Source organism: Ktedonobacter sp. SOSP1-52 (assembly GCF_016587395.1).
Map to the genome: position 1 here is coordinate 1,393,560 of NZ_BNJH01000002.1, position 20,112 is coordinate 1,413,671.

13 protein-coding genes are annotated in these 20,112 nt (G+C 56.5%); 7 read left to right on the forward strand and 6 right to left on the reverse strand.

What is annotated here, in order from left to right; genetic code table 11:
* Window positions 1–2,418 (reverse strand): tetratricopeptide repeat protein, encoded by a 2,418-nt coding sequence (locus tag JMJ16_RS21480; RefSeq protein ID WP_201384858.1) that lies wholly within the window; start codon window positions 2,416–2,418, stop codon window positions 1–3.
* 189 nt (window positions 2,419–2,607) lie between these two features.
* Window positions 2,608–4,695 carry a S9 family peptidase gene (locus JMJ16_RS21485; RefSeq protein WP_201384860.1) on the reverse strand — a complete coding sequence of 696 codons (2,088 nt, stop codon included), beginning with the start codon at window positions 4,693–4,695 and terminating at the stop codon, window positions 2,608–2,610.
* Between the two features lie 163 nt (window positions 4,696–4,858).
* Between JMJ16_RS21485 and JMJ16_RS21490 the strand changes: the two genes are divergently transcribed.
* The 3 genes from JMJ16_RS21490 (at window position 4,859) to JMJ16_RS21500 (ending at window position 7,932) form a co-directional block, all read left to right on the forward strand.
* Complete coding sequence (locus JMJ16_RS21490; RefSeq protein ID WP_201384862.1) at window positions 4,859–5,428, forward strand: RNA polymerase sigma factor; 570 nt, start codon at window positions 4,859–4,861, stop codon at window positions 5,426–5,428.
* Complete coding sequence (locus tag JMJ16_RS21495) at window positions 5,425–6,993, forward strand: PQQ-binding-like beta-propeller repeat protein (protein ID WP_201384865.1); 1,569 nt, start codon at window positions 5,425–5,427, stop codon at window positions 6,991–6,993. The genes JMJ16_RS21490 and JMJ16_RS21495 overlap by 4 nt, the downstream gene beginning before the upstream one ends.
* A gap of 438 nt (window positions 6,994–7,431) precedes the next feature.
* Complete coding sequence (locus JMJ16_RS21500) at window positions 7,432–7,932, forward strand: hypothetical protein (protein WP_201384867.1); 501 nt, start codon at window positions 7,432–7,434, stop codon at window positions 7,930–7,932.
* Between the two features lie 140 nt (window positions 7,933–8,072).
* Here the strand turns inward: JMJ16_RS21500 and JMJ16_RS21505 are convergent, their stop codons facing one another.
* Complete coding sequence (locus tag JMJ16_RS21505) at window positions 8,073–8,996, reverse strand: class I fructose-bisphosphate aldolase (protein WP_201384869.1); 924 nt, start codon at window positions 8,994–8,996, stop codon at window positions 8,073–8,075.
* Window positions 8,997–9,653: 657 nt separating this feature from the next.
* Here JMJ16_RS21505 and JMJ16_RS21510 point away from each other — a divergent pair.
* Window positions 9,654–10,160: a hypothetical protein gene (locus JMJ16_RS21510; protein WP_201384871.1), complete on the forward strand. Its 507-nt coding sequence runs from the start codon at window positions 9,654–9,656 to the stop codon at window positions 10,158–10,160.
* Window positions 10,161–10,243: 83 nt separating this feature from the next.
* Here the strand turns inward: JMJ16_RS21510 and JMJ16_RS21515 are convergent, their stop codons facing one another.
* Both JMJ16_RS21515 and JMJ16_RS21520 read right to left on the reverse strand, forming a co-directional pair.
* Window positions 10,244–11,440, reverse strand: coding sequence for a zinc ribbon domain-containing protein (locus JMJ16_RS21515; protein ID WP_201384873.1), 1,197 nt, complete (start codon window positions 11,438–11,440; stop codon window positions 10,244–10,246).
* A gap of 299 nt (window positions 11,441–11,739) precedes the next feature.
* Complete coding sequence (locus JMJ16_RS21520) at window positions 11,740–13,464, reverse strand: protease pro-enzyme activation domain-containing protein (protein ID WP_201384875.1); 1,725 nt, start codon at window positions 13,462–13,464, stop codon at window positions 11,740–11,742.
* Between the two features lie 393 nt (window positions 13,465–13,857).
* Between JMJ16_RS21520 and JMJ16_RS21525 the strand changes: the two genes are divergently transcribed.
* From JMJ16_RS21525 to JMJ16_RS21535, 3 genes are all read left to right on the forward strand, one after another.
* Window positions 13,858–14,868 carry a hypothetical protein gene (locus JMJ16_RS21525; protein ID WP_201384877.1) on the forward strand — a complete coding sequence of 337 codons (1,011 nt, stop codon included), beginning with the start codon at window positions 13,858–13,860 and terminating at the stop codon, window positions 14,866–14,868.
* Between the two features lie 188 nt (window positions 14,869–15,056).
* Complete coding sequence (uvrB, locus tag JMJ16_RS21530) at window positions 15,057–17,045, forward strand: excinuclease ABC subunit UvrB (protein ID WP_201384879.1); 1,989 nt, start codon at window positions 15,057–15,059, stop codon at window positions 17,043–17,045.
* 279 nt (window positions 17,046–17,324) lie between these two features.
* Window positions 17,325–18,827, forward strand: coding sequence for an MFS transporter (locus tag JMJ16_RS21535; protein WP_201384881.1), 1,503 nt, complete (start codon window positions 17,325–17,327; stop codon window positions 18,825–18,827).
* A 54-nt stretch (window positions 18,828–18,881) separates the two neighbouring features.
* Here JMJ16_RS21535 and JMJ16_RS21540 read toward each other — a convergent pair whose 3' ends face one another.
* A complete protein-coding gene (locus JMJ16_RS21540) occupies window positions 18,882–20,111 on the reverse strand; it encodes a cytochrome P450 (protein WP_201384883.1) in 1,230 nt (409 codons plus the stop codon).
* Between the last annotated feature and the right edge of the window lies 1 nt (window position 20,112).

Consider the following 20,112-nt stretch of genomic DNA (forward strand, 5'->3'; position numbering starts at 1 on the left):
TTACCTGTGTTTCTTTTTGCGGTGGGCCTTGCCGGAATGCTTGCCACCTTGCTTGAAGGAGAGAGGGCGCGAGGCTCTGGTTTGGGCCTCCTCCTGAGAGAGATGGGAGATGACGTCCATGTACTTCCCCATCAATTCGATTGTCTCGGGGTGGTCCACGCCCAGGCGCTTCTCATAGTTGGTCAGCGTCTGCTTCAGGAGCTTCTCAGCCTCCTCGTAGCGCCCGAGAAGGTTGTAGACCATGCCAAGGTTGCCGCGCATCTTATCAAGCTGGGCACTGTTAGCTCCATAGAGACGGCTAGAGGTCTCGTAGCTCTGCTTCATCAGTGGCTCGGCCTCCTCATAGCGCCCCTGAGCCGCGTACAGGTTTGCCAGGTTATAACGCCCAGCCAGCAGGTTTGAGTCATCGGGCGGCACAAGCGATGTGATCATCTCAAGCGATTTGAGGTAGAGTGACTCGGCCTCATCCAGGCGTCCCTGGTACTTGTAGGTGAGCGCCAGATTCCCTAGCGCTCCCACAGCTGGAAGCTGATCAGACTTCCCCTGTTGCTCAAATAGCTCCAGGGCATGCTTAAAGAGAACCTCTGCCTCCTCGTAGCGTGCCTCATGCAGAATCCCATGCCCAAGCAGATTCAGCTTCACTGCCAACACCTCATCATCAAGGTCACCCTTCCGCAAGCCTGTTGGCGAGAACAAACGCCGGAAGAGATCATCCGCCTTCGCGTTCTGCTTCTGCCGCAGGTAGAAGAGGGCAGCGCTCCGTAGAATAAGATCCATAGTCGGGAAGAGGCGCTTCGACTTGCGCGCAATCAGGGCCAGGGCGCGCTTATAGCACTTCTCAGCCTCGCTTGCCTGCCCCATAAGGGCGTAGGCGTCACCTAGCTGGCTGATATCTAAAGCCACGTTGGGGTGACTCTTATCATAGAGCCTTGTGGTGATATCAACGGTGGCTCCCAGCAGTGGCTCCGCCTCGGCCGGTCGCACACGCTCCAGGAGATACATGCCCGCGTGGCGTGTCAGTTGCTCCGCGTCATGGGTGTAGAACTCCTCCTGCCTGATCCAGTCGAGACAGCGTACGATATGGGGCAGGAGAATGTCATGTTTATCCCAATGTTCGACGCTATAGCCTTTAGGCATGCACGTATTAAGGAGCACAATCACGGCATCCGCCCATTGTCGCCTCGTCACCAGCGGATATTTGATGCGCGAGGAGCGCAAACGCTCGCTGATAGGGCGCGTCACTGGCTTCTCCTCGTCCTGCTTTTCAGGAAGCAGGATACGCACGGCCTGCTGGACCAGGGGGTGCAGCGAGAACCAGGAGTTCCTGCTCTCACGGGTGAGTAGGCCGTAATTCTCCAGCAGATCGACGGTCTTCTTCCACTCACGCTCATTTTTGGCCATAGGTCCCAGCACAGGCCCCAGAGAGGCATGCTCATCCAGAAAGAGCCGCTCGGGAACATCATCGGGCGCGAGAAAGGCACAGAAACGCAGCAGGACCTGCGCGGCCGGGTGAAGCGCTTCAATAGTAAAAAAGGTCAAGGAGAAGACAGTAAACAGGGAAAGTGGAAATCCTGCTAATTCCTGTGACACAGCCACCGATGCCTGAAGCGCTTTCTGATACATCTGTTGAAAGTCTGCTAGCGAGTACTTACTCTCCTTGATATAAGCGCCAGCCAGGTTTAGGGCCAGCGGAAAGCCCTCCAGGTCACGCGCGATCTGCAACGCCAGCTCGCGATCCTCAGGCAAAGCCTTGCCCAGCGGATCCCCCAGGACGATACGAGAGGTGCGACGTAGCAGCAGCAAGGCTCCATTCTCCGGGGTGAGAGGCTCCACTGTCAATATGCTTGCTACGTCTTCAGGCAATGGCTCTCGCGTCGTAAGCAGAATGTGCCCCTGGCTTTTGGCGGGCAACAGCTCCCGCAACAGCTCCAGATCTGTGATATCATCGGCGATCAGCAGCCAATCGTGCTGCTTCTCCAGCCAGGCGCGCAGGTTTTTTATGAGCGTAGACTGGTTCTTATCCTCATAGCTTGTGATATCAGCCTCGAAGGCAATCATGTTGCATGAGGCAAAGAACGTTGAGCGATTGCGAGCGTTGAACCAGAATATGCCCTTATACTCGTTTTCGTAGCGATTGGCATATTCCTGTGCGAGCTGCGTCTTGCCCACTCCTGCCGGGCCACATAGGGCCAGCATATCCGTATCTTTGGAGCGCAAACGGCTATGCATCTCTTTGAGAGCACTCGCACGCCCTGTAAAAAATGGGTTATGCTCAAAGGGCGTTGTCTCTTCAAGCATCAGCTCTTTGAGCAGGGGATCGTCGGGAGTAATAATCTTGATAAATTTTGCCAGCTCGCTTTCGCCACTCAGTCCTGGCGTCAGTTTCTCTTTGCGCGATCTCTTGTTACCTTCTTCCATAGCGCCTCCATCCCTTCATCTTCGCCTAACCATATCCAGTTATGTTACATTCACATGGTATCTGCGCCTGTTGACCGCAGTATAACCCGTTCGCCACCACATGGCAAGCTCACCCGCTACTTGCATACTATAGCTGGAGTAAGGGAGTGTGCGGGTGGGCTGGCGAAGCCAGCCCACCCGCACACTCCCTTATCCCTCATACTCCTCGGGGCGGATCTGGATGTAGCGCTCGAACCAGGCAAGCATGTGCTCACGCATGGCTATGGACTGGCTGGGTTTGGGGGTGCCACCGTGCCAGGCGCTGGGGACGCGCACCAGGTCGACGGGAACCTGGCCCATGAGTTTGAGCGCCATGTAGAACTGCTCCGATTGCTCGATGGGGCAACGCAGGTCGTTCTCGGGATGGATGAAGCGCGTGGGTGTGGTAACACGGGCAGCGGCGTTGAGCGGCGAGCGCTCATAGTAATAGGCAGCGCGCTCCTCGTCCCAGGGGAAGCCTTTGGACTCATAGGTCATCCAGGGGCCAATATCTGAAGTACCGACGAAGCTGGCCAGGTTGGAGATGCCCGCACGCGGTACCGCCACCTTGAAGCGCTCGGTATGCCCGATGATATACATGGTCATGTAGCCGCCATAGCTGTAACCCGTAACCACAAGACGCTCAGGGTCGGCCACACCCCGCTCGATGCAGGCATCCACGCCCCGCATAATATCCTCGAAATCCTTACCCCCCCAGTCACCCAGGACGCTGCGCAGGAAGGCCTCGCCATGCCCGGTGCTGCCATGAGGATTGCAATAGAAGACGGCATAGCCCCGCGCTGCGAGATAGGCGTCATAGGGACTACGCCCATCGCCATAGCCCCAGTGAGGACCGCCATGGATCTGCACTAGCAGCGGATAGCGTACCCCCTCTTTCGCCCCGATGGGATAGACCAGCCAGCCATCGATCTCCTCGCCCTCCGCGCCCTCGTAGCTAAATTTCTCGACTCTCGGCCAGGCCAGGTCGCGCATGATATCATCGTAGAGCCTCGTCAGGCGCTCTGGCTCGCCCTCGCTCTCCAGGGGCAGGTGATAGAACTCACAGGGATGCTGCGCCTGCTCCTGCGCCACCAGCAGGCCACGCTCCCCCGGCAAAAGGTGCAGATAATACGTAATGCTCTCGCTCGTCAGCTTCTTCAACGTGCGCCAGACGACCTCCAGGCGGTAGACATGTGCCTGCCCACGCTCGGAGGCGATAAAATAGATGGCCTGCCCATCGTGGCTCCACTGGGGCTTGTAGGGGCCAGGCATGCCGAAGTGGCCGCCAACCCACGCCGAGGTCGCCAGGTCCAGGTCAGGGGTCAGCAGTAGTGTACGGTCGCCAATATTTCCCCGGCGCGTCACGAGATAGAGCCGGGCCAGACTGCGCACGATCCGCTCATCCTGGTCCGCCACGACCATCGCCATCTGGCCATCTGGGGACCAGGAGAAAGACTCAATGGCCAGTTTCCCCTCGGTCAGGCAGCGCTCCTCACCGCTCGTGGGATCAATCGCCCACAGATCGCGGACCCAGATGCCCATAAAGCGATCCTCGCGCCGGTTGCTCAGGACGCCGATCTCCTGGCTATCAGGCGTCCAGGCAGGCTGAGCGTGCTCGTAACGTCCACGCGTCAGGCGGCGAATCTGCGCTGGATCTACCGCGCCATTCTTGCCAGGGGCGGGCATAACAAAGAGGTGCGCCTGCGTGTCGTAATAGCCTCGCCCATCACTGCGATAGTCGGGATCATTAATGACGCGCAAGCGGTAGCGCCGCTCCTCATCACGCTTCTTACGCTCGGACTCGGAGAGACTCTTAAGGCCAACGAGCAGGTCGTCCTCGTCCTCCAGTTCAGCAGAGGCAGTAAAGGCGATCCAGCGCCCATCGGGCGACCAGGTGGCCTCGTTGACGCCATGCAGCATTATGGTGAGCTGGCGCGCCTCCCCGCCATCGGTATCAATCAGCCAGAGCTGGTTCTGCTCCCCCTCACGATCCGAGAGGAAGAGCAGGCGCCGGCTATCAGGCGCCCAGGCCGGGAAAGACTCGCTCTTCGCGCTCCGGGTCAACTGGCGTGGCTCGCCCTCAGCCTGCCCCTGCTCATCAAGGTACAAGAGATAGAGCGCGCTTCGCAGCGTATCCGCCTCGCGCTCCGCGTAGTGCATCTCAAAGGCCACGCGCCTGCCATCGGGCGAGACCGCGACCTGCCCCAGCGTGCGTAGCGACCAGAGATCCTCCACGCTAAACTTCCGTGTAACTGGCATACAACTATCCTCTCTTTGCACATGCAGGTTTATTCATTCTCAGGATACATTACAGGAGGAGAAAAAAGTAAGAGTAGGACCGGCAGGCGTGTAACGTTTTGCCCACTCTGACGTTGCACTGGTTGAGATATCTCAAGAGACAAATACAAACGAGGAAAAGAAGTTGCTACATAAAGGAAACATGGATGTTCCCATCCCGCTCCCCCTCTGGGGAGACGCCTCGCTGTGTGCTCAGCTTTACCGTGAGTGTGCGCCAAAACTGCTGGCCTATCTGCGGCGGCATGTGCCCACGCAGGAGGACGCGGAAGACCAGCTACTCGAAGTCTTTCTCGCCGCGCTAGAGCATGAGGCACGCCTGGCAAAGATGGACGCGGACGAGCGACGCGCCTGGCTGGGAACAGTTACCCGCAACCGCGTCATCGATTTTCATCGGCGCACGCGCAGACACCCCATCCTTCCGCTGGAGAAGGCCGAGGAAACGCCCGGCTCTCGCTGGGAACAACCAGAACATCTAGTCTTGCGCCACGAAACATACGCGAACTTACACAGTTCTATTCAGAATCTCTCAGCAATCCAGCAAGAGGTGCTCCAATTGCGCTTCACACTCGGACTGCGCAGCACCGAGATTGCCAAAATACTGCATAAGCGCGAAGGAGCCGTACGAACTATGCTTTCGCGCACCCTGAACGCCTTGCGCGACCTCTACAAGCAGAAGGAAGGAGGGAGAGAGTGAACAAGCAGGACAAGCATACCAGCTTTCACCCACAGACCGTTGACAAACAGATCGACGCCTACCTCGCGGGCAGGTCAGCCAATGGACAGGCATCCGACCGCTATACCCAGGCAAGCGTACGCGACGTACAGGCCTATTTTGCGCCACCCGAGCAGGATGAGGCCCTGCAACGCGTCTGGCAGCGCTTCGCCGCGCAGCGCGCAAATCTCCAGAGGCTCCAGGCGGGACAGCAAACTCCCCAGGTTCTGCCAATAACAGGGAGGAGCAGATCGACGCAACAGAAAAACACTCATCCGCGCGGGCGGATATTGAGCGTTATGGCCGCCGTCATCGTCGTCGCCCTGCTCATCGGGAGTACAATGTTCCTCTTCCAGCAGGCCCGGCAGACTGGCAACCCAGCGGGGCAGGGACAGCACCAGACAGCCATGTTTGCCCGCGTCAACCAGACGCTCTATCGCCTGGATATGCAGACGCACCGCCCCCTCTGGCAATTTCAGGCACCCCCAGGACAGCCCGCACTTGCCACCGTCAATGGGCATTATATCGATGGCATGGCTATTGATAGCACCTATTATGCCTGGGGGTATGACGGTCGGCAGGCGGTGCTGTACGCACTCGATATCGCTAATGGCAAGCTACGCTGGCAACATGATACCTATGGAATGGGGGCTATCGCCGCCTCCGGGAATACGGTCGCTCTCCCATTCATCAAAGGCACGAACCTGGAAGTCGCCGCGCTCGATATCATACATGGCACCCCCAGGTGGGAACATATTCTGAGTCCGGTCGCTAGAACAAAAACGCTGCCATCCACGATCAGCCTCTTTGGGGCCTCGAATACAGCGGTCTATGGAGCCGTAAATATCCCCGAAAATCACAGCGGCCTGCGCTTCGCCCTGAGTGTCCAGGATGGGCAGTTCATCTGGCAGCAGAAAGAGGTATATGATGCCTCCATTTCCTATGCGGCTCTGGACCAGGGATTTCTCAGTGACGATGTATTATGTGTCACGCAGCATCTGAACTGGCAAAATCCTGGGCACATTCCCGAGTCGCAGAGCGTCATCCTGGGTTATGATGCCCACAGCGGCAAGCAGCTCTGGAAGTCCTCATCGATTGCTTGGGCAACAACAGCCACGTTGGCCAATAGAGTTCTATACCTGGAGACACCTCCTGATTCTGCGGGAGCGCACTATGGAAGCATCTATGCCTTCTCGTCCAGGGATGGAAGCTTACGCTGGCAATATCAGGAACCAATACAGAACCCACACCCTCTTATTACCGAAGAAGGGATCTACCTTATACAGGATGGCGGGAAACAGGCCGGGTCAACCCTGGTGGTGCTAGATCCCGCGACCGGCAAGCAACGTTGGACCCACGCCTTTCACAACCCGGTCACCGTTGAGTATCCTCCTGCGGCTGATGATAACCAGGTCTATCTTAGCCTGCCAGGGAACACCATCCAGATCCTGCGTGTATCAGATGGCAAGCCACTTAGCTCGTTCAAAGTAGACCTACAGCATGTCGATCCAAATAATCGTATCCTCTTGCAAATAGTCAAGCTCTAAAATAAACAGGCATACAAAAGGCGTCCTCCATTAGAATGGGGACGCTTTTTGTATGCCTTGAACGAGGCTGGTTCCAGCGATACACTGGCTTATTTTGCTGTGGTCAGGCTAGTTTTCTCGCGTTTGTCACGAACCATATAACTAAAAAAGTAGTCGGTGAAAGATGCCATTGTAGTGCTTCGCACAGAAAGTTCATCAGTAGTTCTACACATAAAACATGCATGGCATGTTTTATGTATGAAATTCAAGGGAGGAACTTGATGAGGCTTTTGCGTCTCTCCACAAAGACGGTTTGTTTCGTTACTTTTAGCGGGCTATGCGCGCTCCTATTGCTCCTTGGCACAACCTTTTCCGCATCAGCGGCCAGTGTCAAGGCAAGCGTACCAACAAAGATTGTAACCCATCACCAGGCAATCGCCTGGGGACCAGGTGGCATGTATGGTAGCACCGGTGTCCCAGTCAATGTCCCTGGCAGTGGTACCGGTGGTGGCGGCAGTGGTGGCCCTGGCAGTGGCACCGGTGGTGGCGGTTGGGGCGGCTATGGTGGTGGTCAAAGTACTGGCGGTGGCTGGGGCAGCCAGCGAGGCGGTTGGAATGGCGGCAACACTGGTTGGAATGGTGGCAACACTGGTTGGAATGGCGGTAGCAGTTGGGGTGGCAACACCGGTTGGAATGGTGGCAACACCGGTTGGAATGGCGGTAGCAGTTGGGGTGGGACTGGCGGCGGTTGGGGCGGTCAAGGCAGCAGTTGGGGCGGGACTGGCGGCGGTTGGGGCGGTCAAGGCAGCAGTTGGGGCGGGACTGGCGGCGGTTGGGGCGGTCAAGGTCGCGGGACCGGCGCGTATGGTTGGGGCGGCCCGGGCACGAGATGTCCTGCTGGTGCCTTTTGTTAATGTCGCTTTGGGACAGAGTCAAACAAAGAGCGTAATGCATCACTAAGAGAGCCTGAAGCAAAGGCGTCTCCCATTCTAATGGGGGACGCCTTTTATAGTGTCTCGTGGAAGGGACGACGCTACTAAAGTACGCGTCTACATATATGGTCATATGTAGACGCGTACTTTAGTAGCGTCGGGCTATCCCTACTGGACGGAGCCTTCGTAGATGCCCATGATCGTGCCCAGGAACTTGAGAGCGTCTTCCTTCTTGCGCTGGAAGGAGTTGCGGCCCATGATTGAGCCAAAGCCGCCACCATCGCGAATGGCGCGCACTTCGTTGAAGACCTGGTCATCGCCAGCGGCCGCGCCACCGGAGAAGATCACGATGCGGCGACCATCGAAGGAACTCTGAATGACGTGCTTCACGCGCTCAGAGAGGGTCGAGATTGGAATCTCATATTTCTGGTAGACCTTCTGAGCCTCGGCCAACTCCACCTTCGCGCTAGGCAGCTTCACCTTAATAATGTCCGCACCCAGTTGTGCCGCGATCTGCGCGGCATAGGTCACGACATCAACGGCGGTCTCGCCCTCTTTGCTGATGCTGCTACCACGGGGATAGGACCAGACCACCACGGCCAGACCGGACGCCTTGGCCTCAGCGGCCAGATCGCGCAACTGCTCATACATGATCGTGCGCTCGGAGGATCCAGGATAGATAGTGAAGCCAACCGCGACACAACCCAGGCGCAACGCATCCTCGACGCCCGCGGTCACCGCCGAAATAGGATCGCGCTCGTCGTTCAATACGTCGTGGTTGTTACATTTGAGGATCAAGGGAATCTCGCCCGCATACTCCGAGGCACCAGCCTCCAGGAAGCCCAGGGGCGCGGCATAGGCATTACAACCAGCCTCAATCGCCAGTTGGAAGTGATAGCGGGGATCATAACCCGCGGGATTGGGCGCGAAACTACGCGCGGGACCATGCTCGAAACCCTGGTCAACTGGCAGAATGACCATCTTGCCCGTGCCACCCAGGCGGCCATGATTGAGCATACGCGCAAGATTGGTGCGCACACCGGGATTCTCGCTGTTATACCAGCTTAAAATTTCTCGAATACGATCAGTCATTTTCTTCGCTACCTCTGTACTCGTCATTAAGTCAGAAAACTACCTTCTTATACAAAAAACAACCCCACTCGCGTGGCTAGCGCTCCGCGCTCAGTTTTTCGCTAGGAAGTATATCCACATACATTGTGGCTGCTCCATTGTACCATGAAATGGCGCAGCCTTACATGTAGCAACATGTTTGCTTTGTGTCCAAACAATATCCAACTCATCTTCATTACGTTAGCATATATTAGCGTTTCAGTGAAGATGTGGTTCGCCAGAACACATATAACATTGTACATCATCTCGTGTGAGATCGGCATAGCAAAATGTGCCATATTGTTGGCATTAAAAATAAGCATATTTTATACATGCCTATACTCCCATACATAAACATACCAATTTATAGCCCGATCATAAATAAGTGTTACTCCTCCCCTAATTGACACGTTTCAATACCAGACAGGGGGGACAAAGTAAACGTTTCATGTTTTGACTGATAGCGATACACAGAGACACGTTCTGGCACAAAGCTGTAAGACCGCAACAGCGAGACCAGAAATGTGCTCCTCATAGCTCTTCATAGCTCTTCTAAAAGGGTAAGCAGCCTTCGTTCTATGTATAGGACAGAGAAGTTGTGTGTCTGCTATTTGTAAGCATGTTTTGAAGGAGTTTTTTATGGGTGGTTTTGAGCATCTTTTGCAGGCAGTGAAGCAACAGCAGCAGTTGATGGGAGAGTTGGAGGCGGAGAATCAGGAATTACGTCGTCAACTCACTGAACTGCGAGAAGGCCAGGGCATTTATCTCGATATCAATGGGCAGCGCTTCGCCCTGACTGTCGATGGTATCATCGCCGAGGCCAGCAGCTCGACCTTCGCACCCGTGGTAACCATCGAGGCGACCGAGGCTGAGGCCAAGGTCGAAGAGGTATCACTTGCCGAGTACAACGTGGTTCCACAACAGGTAGAGGAAGAGGTCGCAGCGGAGGAGGAGCTACCCGCTCTGCCCGCAGCCCCAAAGACACCCTTCCTGGAAGAGATCATGATCGATGAGTTTGTAGCCCAGACGACCAGCCCCATATCTGTCTGGAATGGCCCGGTTAAAGAAAAATCCCTGGAGTCAATCGACGAAGAGCAAAAAGCCGCTCTCCGCCAGGCTCTCTCGGGCAGCTACATCCTCGAATAGAGTATTTACATATCAAGAAAATGGCGACCCGGAACTGAAAGCTCCGGGTCGCCATTTTCTTGACGCATCGCCTTCTACTTGCTTCATTTCACGTCGAACGTGATGGTAGCATCGGTAAAGCCGCTGTTGTCCGGAGCGTGGAGTGTGAGCGTGAGATGTTTCTGATCCTGGGGCACGAGGAAGGTGATCGTACCACTGGTCCCCTGTGTCTCTTTATCAAAGGAGACGGGCAGCGTCGTCAGGGCAGGCTTGGCGGTCGTGCTACCAGCCGCCAGGGTGGCGTAGTCGAAGGCCGAGCCGGGAATGGCCGTCTGCTCCAGAGCGCTATTCACCTTAAGCGTTACCGTTACATAGCGCATCCCCTTGCTGGCCTGCTTACCATCGATGCTCCACTGCGTTGTCGCGCTATCCAGCATCCAGTCGAGACCATAGAAGGATTCTTTGGAGTCCAGAGCCTTGCCGATTTGCGTGGTTTGTGGCTGATAGGTGCTGGCACCAGAGTTCGAGCCAAGAGAAACGTCCATCTGGGCCTCGTTCGCGCCCCCCAGGCGCAGCGCAATTTGCCCCGTATTGGTCCCGCTGGGAACGGCGAAATCAACCCAATCGCTATGGGACTTCCCCGCAGCCAGGCCCGCGTTACCATTGACATACGTCGGCTGGACAACCTTGCCGCCAGGCAGCACCAGCCGCGCGATATCGCTATAGACCATGTTGACGGGCACGTTCGTCTTGTTGTCGGCCAGGAGATGGACACGCAACATGCCATCGCCCGCCGAATGCGGATCATCGACAAAGCGTTGGGCCTGTTCTAGCCTGGTAAGAGTCACATCCACGCCCGCGTACTTCACGGTGGTATTCAGCGTTTGCGAGGTGATCTGAGGCTGTGTGGCATTCTGCACGAGAAGCGCATAGGCCAGGTAGCCGCCCGCACCCACAAAGGCCAGCAACAGGAGGATAATCAACAAGGTGCGCCCAATGCCACCTCGGCGCTTCGGTTGCGGAGGTGGCATCGGAGTTGGCCCTGGCTGATAGGCCCAGGCAGGCTCAGAGGTCGGAGGCGCACCTTGAGGCCCAAAGCCGGGCTGGCTTATCGGTCCTTGCTGAGGGAATGGCGTCTGTGGAGGCATAGGCGAGACTGGTAGTGGCGTGGCGCGGTCCATAGCCTGAACATTCGCGCCCGGCGCATCTTGCCGCGCAAACATATCAAAGTTACAGCGCGGACAATATCTACTGGCTGCCGATACCTCGGCGCCGCAATTGGGGCAATAGCGGGGTTGCACGTCTCTTCTCCTCACTCTCTGAAAAAGCAAGTTTCCTGGTCCCAGTCCCCCCGCCCATCCTCAACGCAATCTACCAGGCATAGATAGCTCTATATCATAGAACGTGTCTGAAGCCATCAAATACACATCCATATATCTCAATCGAATAATCTTGTCTTCTGCTACGTAGTGTAGCATATTTGGCCTCAGGTGCTGTGATCTTGCTTACAATTTGATGCCGAAAGAGGAAAGAGGGGTGCTGGCAATGCGGTTTCGCTGCATTGCCAGCACCCCCTTTCCTCTTTCGATACAGATCCTTCTTAGGGAGCGGCGCTGTAGAAGGCGTCCAGGTTGGGCGTGCCAAGGCCGGTGGCGAAGTCCCAGCCCTGCGAGGCGCGATAATACAGGTTATCGCCCTGGGTGATATCAAAGTAGGCCTGCCCTTTATCCGCCTGGTAGAAGGTCTGCGGGCCATAGGAGAAGCTATGGCGCTGCTGCATCTTGCCCTGGTTAACTAGCGCCATGCCAGTTGCCCAGATGGGTGCCGCTGCGCTTGTGCCGCCTACGGCGCCCCACTGGCCCTTAAAGTAGACCGCCAGGCCATAGGCCGCCGCCGAGACATCCGGCACCTGGCGCATCCCCCGGCTATATTGATTCTTGGTACCAGGAGCGTTCTGCCAGCTCGGCTGCTTAAAGAGGATGCTGTTGCCACCACCGCTGCCCCACTGGTTCTTACAGCTATTCCCCGAGTTATCGGACCAGACAACCTCCTGGTTGCGCTGGCGATTCTGGCTAACCTGGAGGATGGTGCCACCCACCGAGGTAATCCAGGGATCACTGCCAGGATAGCTGACCGCCAGCTTGCCATACTGACGACTACCGAAGGCGCCGCAGTCACCACTGGCAACGAAGACGCTCATATGCTCCACACGCGTCAACTGCTGCAAGGTGCTATCGAGCGCGCGCACATCGTCCTGGGAGACCTCGTTCTCGGGCGCGCCCAGGCTGATGCTGACAACGCTGCCGCTATTGGCACCATTGGTGTTGTCGTCGAGGATGCGCTGCAACATGTCGTTGACGCGCCCCCAGACATTATCATCGGCGTTACCATCGGTCTGATAGAGCTTGATATTGACCGAGCGCGCCAGGCCCGCTGCCATCTGTACATCAAGCGTAGACTCGCCCAGGGCATCCTGCGGGGCGCTATCGACGTTGACGACCGAGAGATGGCCCTTAAATTGAATACAATCAAAGTAGTTCTGAATATCATCCCGATAGGAGCCATCGATCTCGACCAGGTTGACCGTCATATTCTGCCCATTCCAACCCTTGTTCCACATACGATCAAAGCCATAGGCGCCCGCGACATCCTTGGGGAAGAGCGTCTGGTCAGGTGGCGAGCAGTCCTGCTGTGGCGTGCTGGCCTGCTGCGTGGAGAGTATCTGCCCGGAGGTCAGTAGCTGGTGTGAGCTTGTCGCTTGCTGCTTCGAGTTTGTCTGTTGTGTGAGGCCTTGCAGGGTGTGCACGGGCTTGGAACTATAGTTGTCAAGACCCGTGACCGACTCGATGGAGCTGGTCATAAAGGCGGGGACCTTGGGGGCCGTCTCCGGGCCATAGAACTCGCGCCCGTTATACTTGCGCACCACAAATTTAGTCTGCAAGAGCTTTGCCAGCGTGCTGGCCTTAGCGTCAAAGGTCAGGTAGGTATGCAGCTTGTTCAGCTTTAAAGCAATACCCTGAGGCGAGAAGAAGTCCTTGAACTTCTGATAGGTCTGATCATCGATGCCTACCTTCTTCGCGAAATCCTCCAGGTGCGAGGGCTTCCCTGGCTCAATCTTGGTTCCCTCCATCTTCTTGAGCCAGTCCTGGTTCATCTTGAGTGTCACCCCAACATGCAGTTTCTGACTATCGGGAACCGGCCTGACCACGGGCGCCTTCAGCGCGTCAGGCGGAATATTAAGCTGCAAATCCGAGAACTGGACGGCAGTGCTCGGGTCACACGCCGCCAGGGGAAAAATCAGGAGCATTAATCCAACAAGCGCCATCAAAGCACTTCCTGAGCGGCGCCAATTGAAGATGGGCCGCCACGTGCCAGCCCTTTTATAGAATATATTCAATGTATTCATGAACTTACATGCCTCCACAATGAAGCCGCATTCGTCGCCATGTCAGGCGCTCCTCGCGTCTGCTTCTCTCTGGTTTTTACCTGTTATATGACTCTTAATTAAGAGCATATGTACTCTTTGCAATTCTCTGTTAGTATCACGGACAACCCGCGAAAATCAGTTCAAAAACGCAAATCTTCTCCACCCCACCTCACGTGCTCTTCAGCTTGTTGGCTGCTTTATATATAGACAGAGACACAGACAAACGCACATGTATGGTCTGGTCCAGCACAAACAGTAAGTTTGTCGGGAACTCAGAGAAAGGAACACAGCATGTCTAAACGGTTTGCCAGGATGAGCACATATACGCTCATCCTGCTGTGCGCATTCACACTCTATATGTCCTTTGGACAGGCCCACGCGGCTCGTACCGCAAGCATCGCAGCCGTCAGGCCCGACAAGGTTCAGCACCGCATTCAGGGTCCCGGCGAGATCAATATCGGCTTCGGCAATGCTGGTCTGGGCAATGCTGGTCTGGGCAATGCTGGTCTCGGCAACGCTGGTCTCGGCAATCCTATCAACAACCCCAACATCAACATTGGGCTGGGTAATCCTAATCTCAACCCCAACGTCAACATTGGGCTGGGTAATCCTGGTCTCAACCGTTTCAACGTCAACATCGCTACCAATCCTGGCATGGGCAACGTTGGCTTCAACCGCTTCGGTATCGGCAATGCTGGCATCGGCAATGCTGGCATCGGTAATGTTGGCTTCAACCGCTTCGGCATCGGCAACGCTGGCCTCGGTAACCTTGGCTTCAACCGCTTGGGCAACGTTGGTCTCGGTAACGTTGGCATGGGCAACGTTGGCTTCAACCCTAACCTTGGTAACGTTGGCATGGGCAACGTCGGCTTCAATCCGGCTCTGGGTAACGCTGGCTTTAACCGCTTCGGCATCGGCAATGCTGGTCTCGGTAATGTTGGCTTCAACCGCTTGGGCAATGTTGGCCTCGGTAATGTCGGCTTCAACCGCTTGGGCAATGTTGGTCTGGGTAATGTTGGCTTTAACCGCTTCGGCATCGGCAATGCTGGCCTCGGTAATGTTGGTCTCGCCAATGCTGGCCTCGGTAACGTTGGCTTCAACCGCTTCGGTAATGTCGGCCTCGGTAACGTTGGCTTCAACCGCTTGGGCATCGGTAACGCTGGTCTCGGCAACGTCGGCCTCAACCGCTTCGGTAATGCTGGTCTCGGCAACGTCGGCTTCAACCGCTTCGGTAACGTTGGTCTCGGCAACGCTGGCATCGGCAATGCTGGTCTGCGTGGCGTGAATATCAACATACGCTAGCCAATAGCACCTGCCCTGGCTCACCGAGTGAGCGAGCCATCGATAGATGCACTACATGGGACAGAGGCATGCCTCTGTCCCATGTAGTGCATCTATCCCGGCTATACCCAGGCGCTGCAATTCGTGGTATAATGAGCTGAATTTCGAAAAAATATTCTACAACATAGATCCAGTGGGGATGCCGCGTTATGCCAGATTTTAAAGTTGAGTCACCTTTTGAACCGACCGGTGATCAGCCCCAGGCGATTGCAGAGCTTGCCGAGGGCATTCGCAATAATCAGAAATTTCAGACCTTGCTTGGCGTCACTGGTAGCGGTAAAACTTATACCGTGGCCAAGGTGATCGAACAGGTGCAGAAGCCAACCCTCGTGCTCGCACCCAATAAGACACTTGCCGCTCAGCTCTATAGCGAGTATAAAGAGTTCTTCCCCAATAATGCCGTCGAGTATTTCGTCTCCTACTATGACTACTATCAGCCAGAGGCCTATATCGCCCGTACCGATACCTACGTTGAAAAAGAAAGCATGCTCAATGAGGAGATCGAGAAGCTACGCCTCTCCGCCACACGCAGCCTCTTTGAGCGTCGCGACGTCTTGATTGTGGCCTCGGTCTCCTGCATCTATGGCCTAGGCAGCCCCGAGGAATATGGTGAGGTGGTGCTGACCCTCAAGGTAGGTGAGGAGCGCCGCCGCGATAAAATTCTGCGCCACCTGAACTCTATCCAGTATGAGCGCAACGACGCCAACTTCGTACGTGGGCGCTTCCGCGTGCGCGGAGATGTGCTAGAGATCTTCCCGGCCTATGAAGACGTCGCCGTACGCGTGGAGTTCTTTGGCGACGAGATCGAGCGTATGACCGAGATCGATCCCCTGACCGGCGAGGTCCTGGGACAGCGCACACGCCTCGATATCTATCCCGCCAAGCACTGGGTCACAACCCAGGAGCGCCTCAATAAGTCCATCTCTCTGATTGAAGAGGAGTTGGAGCAGCGCCTGGAGGAACTGGAGTCTGAGGGCAAGCTGCTAGAGCATGCTCGCTTGAAACAGCGCACCAACTTCGATATCGAGATGCTGCGCGAGACCGGCATCTGCTCAGGCGTCGAGAACTACTCACGTCACCTGGCGGGCCGGGCCGCTGGCGAACAGCCCTGGACCCTGCTCGACTACCTGCCCGAGAACTTCCTGCTGGTGGTCGATGAGTCGCATATCTCTCTACCCCAGGTGCGCGGCATGTTCGCGGGCGACCGCTCGCGTAAACAGGTCCTGGTCGACTACGGTTTCCGCCTCCCCTCGGCCCTGGATAACCGCCCCCTGACCTTCCCAGAGTTTGAACACAAGCTCAAGCAGGCCATCTTCGTCTCCGCCACACCCGGCCCTTACGAGTATGAGCATAGCCAGGCCATTGTGGAGCAGATCATTCGCCCGACCGGCCTGATCGATCCAGAGATCACCGTTCGCCCCACACGTGGGCAGATCGATGACCTGATCGCCGAGATTCGCATACGCGTCGAGAAGGGGCAGCGCGTCCTGGTCACGACCCTCACCAAGAAGATGGCCGAGGACCTCGCCGACTACATGCAGGAGCTCAGCATCAAGGTCCACTACCTGCACTCCGAGATCGACACCATTGAGCGTGTCGAAATCCTACGCGACCTGCGCCTGGGCGTCTACGACGTCGTGGTTGGCATCAACCTCCTGCGCGAGGGCCTGGACCTGCCCGAGGTCTCCCTGGTCGCCATTCTGGACGCCGATAAAGAGGGCTTCCTGCGCTCAGAAGGCTCGCTCATCCAGACCGTAGGTCGCGCCGCCCGCCACGTCGAGGGCAGCGTCATCATGTACGCCGACAACGTGACACGCTCGATGCAGCGCGCCATCGACGAGACCAACCGCCGCCGCAAGATCCAGGAGGGATATAACGAGCAGCACAACATCACTCCACGCGGCATCAAGAAAGAGGTCAAAACCCTCTCCGAGCGTCTTAAGGCCATGGCTGGTCCCGAGGCAGGGGCCGACGGCAAGACCGCAACCGCCGTCGCAGGCATCCCCAAAGACGAGGCCCTGCGCCTGATCAAAGACCTCGAATCCCAGATGCGCTCAGCCGCCAAGCAGCTCGAATTCGAGAAGGCCGGCCAACTCCGCGACCAGATCATCGAGATTCGACGTCTCATGCTGGAATAGCCAGCGAGTAAACAGTTACAGCCATGGGGGCGAGATCACGCGTGATCTCGCCCCCATGGCTTTTCTCTGCGGCAGAGGTATGTTACACTAAAAAAGTCAAATACACCATATATTCCTATTTCTACAGATACACTGAGGACTCCAAATGATCAATCTTAGCCGCACCGAGGTCGCCTATAGCAACGCCCGCATCTGGAAGCTATAATTGCGCGATACGGGCCGAACGTATGATCGCAATCATCAAATTAAAAACCGCTATCCTAGAAAGGGGAGCATGGCATGGAGACCGTACAGCAAGCTGAAGACGATGCTCAAGATGGAGCAGCATCTCACCTGCCACGCCTGCGCTGGACGCGCATTCTAGCCATCAGCGTCTTTGCGCTGGCCTTAAACTTCCAGTGGGCCGCGCTGGGTACAATTATTCTGCCCAGCCAGGTCTTTAAAATGGTGGGTGATCTTGATAAAGGCACCGCCCTGGCTTTTGTCCTTATCCCAGGGGCCTTCGTCTCCCTCTTCTCTAATCCCTTGTTTGGCTGGTTAAGTGACCGCACGCAGGGACGGCTCGCCATCTGGGGCCGCCGCCGCCCATATATCCTGCTGGGCACCCTGGCGAGCGTGTTCTGCCTGGGCTGGATGGCCACAGCCCCCAATGTCCTCACCCTCGCCATAGCCTACGCCCTCACACAGTTTGTCAGCAACGCCGCGCAGGCCCCGTTTCACGCCCTGCTGCCGGATATCGTGCCTCCCGAACAGCGAGGCCTTACTTCAGGCGTCATCAGCCTGATGCTCATTTTTGGCAATATTGGGGGCGTCCTGGTGGCAGGTAACCTCATCAACTCATCCCTGCCCCTGGCAAGCTACACTCAGGGCCTCTGGCTGACCTACAGCCTGATCATCGCCGTCTTGCTTGTTTTTATGCTGATCACACTCATCTTCGTCCGCGAACTACCAGTCTCGGCACGAAGCAGGGAGGCGGGACAAGCGACAACAGGCACGGCACGCAAGCCCTGGTATACCCTGCCAGCCGTGAGAACGCTGGCCGCCTCGCTCGTGGTAGCGCTGCTGGCCTGGGGTCTTATGACCCTCTGGAATGCCTGGCGCATCGCGGGCCTTGAGATCAGTAGCAACTTTGAGCAGGTCATTATCGAGGTCATCATCACGGTCGGCATCCTGCGCCTCTTCGACTTTCGACCGCGCCGCGATCCCGACTTTGCCTGGGTACTTGCCACACGCCTGATCATGATGCTAGGCATCTACACCATTCAGTCCTTCTTGCAATACTACATGCGTGACGTGATCCATGCCCCACACCCCGAGCAGCAGACAACCACCTTCCTGATTATCGTCTCGCTCACCAGCCTGCTCAGCGCCTTCGCCGCCGGCTGGATCTCCGACTACCTGGGGCGCAAGCGCGTGATCTACATCTCGGGTGCGCTCATGGCGGTCGTGGGCGTGGTCTTTGTCGTTACCCAATCGCTACAACTCGTTATCGCCGCCGGGGCCATCTTCGGCCTGGGTTATGGCGCCTACCAGAGCGTGGACTGGGCGCTCGTCGCGGACACCCTACCCTCGAAGAAGAATCATGCCCGCGACATGGGAGTCTGGAATGTCGCGCTCTCGCTCTCACAGGTCATCGCCCCCGTCCTAGGCGGCCCCCTGCTGGATAGCTTCGCCCGCGCCGGACACCCGGTCCTGGGCTACCAGGTCATTTTCGGTATGTCGATCATCTACTGCATCGTGGGCACCATCACCGTCCGCTTCATCCGCGGCGTGAAGGGGTAAAATATGCATTGATTGTGATGATGTGCAAAGTACATCATCACAATCAATGCATATTTAGAATTCTACCGGCAGGCTAGTGAGGCCCCGCAAGATGGGGCTAGGATTCCACATGAGTTGTTCAGGCTCGCAGGCCAGGCGCAGATTGGGCAGGCGTTGCAGCAGAGTGTTAATGGCAATCTGCCCCTCCAGGCGTGCCAGCGGCGCCCCCAGGCAATAGTGAATGCCCTTGCCAAAGGCCAGATGTTGGTTCTCCCGGCGCGTAATATCCAGTACTTGTGGATCAGTGAACTGGTGCTGATCAATATCAGCGGCCACCAGAGAGACAAACACCATCTCGCCTTTGCCTATGACCTGGCTATGCATCACAATATCCTCGCTCGCCCAGCGAGGGGTAGAGAGCGTCACCGGAGCCGTGTAGCGCAAGAGTTCCTCAATAGCTGATGGCAGCAAAGATGAGTCCTGGCGCAGCAACTCCATCTGCTCAGGATGCAGCAACAACGCCAACATACCATTGCCAATCAGATTCACCGTCGTCTCATGTCCCGCAACGATGAGCAGGAAGATCGTTGAAATCAGCTCGTTCTCATGGAGCCGATCGCCACCCTCCTCGGCCTCGACTAAGGCGCTCGTCAGGTCATCAGCAGGACGAGCGCACTTAGCTACCAGGAAATTCTTGATGTACTGGACAAATGCCTCCAGGGCGGCCAGCGCCTCCTGCGGTTGAGATCCCACAGAGTTCGCTATGATCGTTTGCGACCAGGTACGAAACTGTAGACGATCCTCAACAGGAATCCCCAGCATCTCTGAAATGACTGTGATAGGCAGAGGAAAGGCAAAATCGGCAATGAGGTCCATTCTTCCTGATCCCTGTACGGCCTCCAATAACTCATCCGCGATCTGCTGAATGCGTGGGCGCAGTTGCTCAATCATGCGTGGCGTGAAGGCCCTGGAGACCAGGCCGCGCAGGCGCGTATGATCAGGCGGATCAACGGTGAGCATATCGCGGCGAAAGGCGAGGAAGCGCTTAAAAATGTCTTCCTTCTCATCAGTAGATGCCTGCTCTTGTTCTGTGAGCCCGAATTTCAATGTGTCTTTGGCGAAGCGTGGATCTTTGAGAACGGCTACGGCATCCTCGTACGTCGTTGTCATCCAGGCGCCTGTACCAAAACCAAAGGGTGCCGTGAGAGGAAGAAGCGGCCCCTGCTCGCGCAAGTGCGCAGCAAAAGCGACCGGGTCATGCTTTGTCTCCTGGGACAGGAGATCAGCGAATGATATCTGTTTCATC

What these genes read in the sequence shown, in the direction of transcription:
- JMJ16_RS21480 (WP_201384858.1), bottom strand. Translation starts at nt 2,418, where the DNA reads ATGGAAGAAGGTAACAAGAGATCGCGCAAAGAGAAACTGACGCCAGGA.
- JMJ16_RS21485 (WP_201384860.1), bottom strand. Translation starts at nt 4,695, where the DNA reads ATGCCAGTTACACGGAAGTTTAGCGTGGAGGATCTCTGGTCGCTACGC.
- JMJ16_RS21500 (WP_201384867.1), top strand. Translation starts at nt 7,432, where the DNA reads ATGGTAGCACCGGTGTCCCAGTCAATGTCCCTGGCAGTGGTACCGGTG.
- JMJ16_RS21505 (WP_201384869.1), bottom strand. Translation starts at nt 8,996, where the DNA reads ATGACTGATCGTATTCGAGAAATTTTAAGCTGGTATAACAGCGAGAAT.
- JMJ16_RS21510 (WP_201384871.1), top strand. Translation starts at nt 9,654, where the DNA reads ATGGGTGGTTTTGAGCATCTTTTGCAGGCAGTGAAGCAACAGCAGCAG.
- JMJ16_RS21520 (WP_201384875.1), bottom strand. Translation starts at nt 13,464, where the DNA reads ATGGCGCTTGTTGGATTAATGCTCCTGATTTTTCCCCTGGCGGCGTGT.
- JMJ16_RS21525 (WP_201384877.1), top strand. Translation starts at nt 13,858, where the DNA reads ATGTCTAAACGGTTTGCCAGGATGAGCACATATACGCTCATCCTGCTG.
- uvrB (WP_201384879.1), top strand. Translation starts at nt 15,057, where the DNA reads ATGCCAGATTTTAAAGTTGAGTCACCTTTTGAACCGACCGGTGATCAG.
- JMJ16_RS21535 (WP_201384881.1), top strand. Translation starts at nt 17,325, where the DNA reads ATGGAGACCGTACAGCAAGCTGAAGACGATGCTCAAGATGGAGCAGCA.
- JMJ16_RS21540 (WP_201384883.1), bottom strand. Translation starts at nt 20,111, where the DNA reads ATGAAACAGATATCATTCGCTGATCTCCTGTCCCAGGAGACAAAGCAT.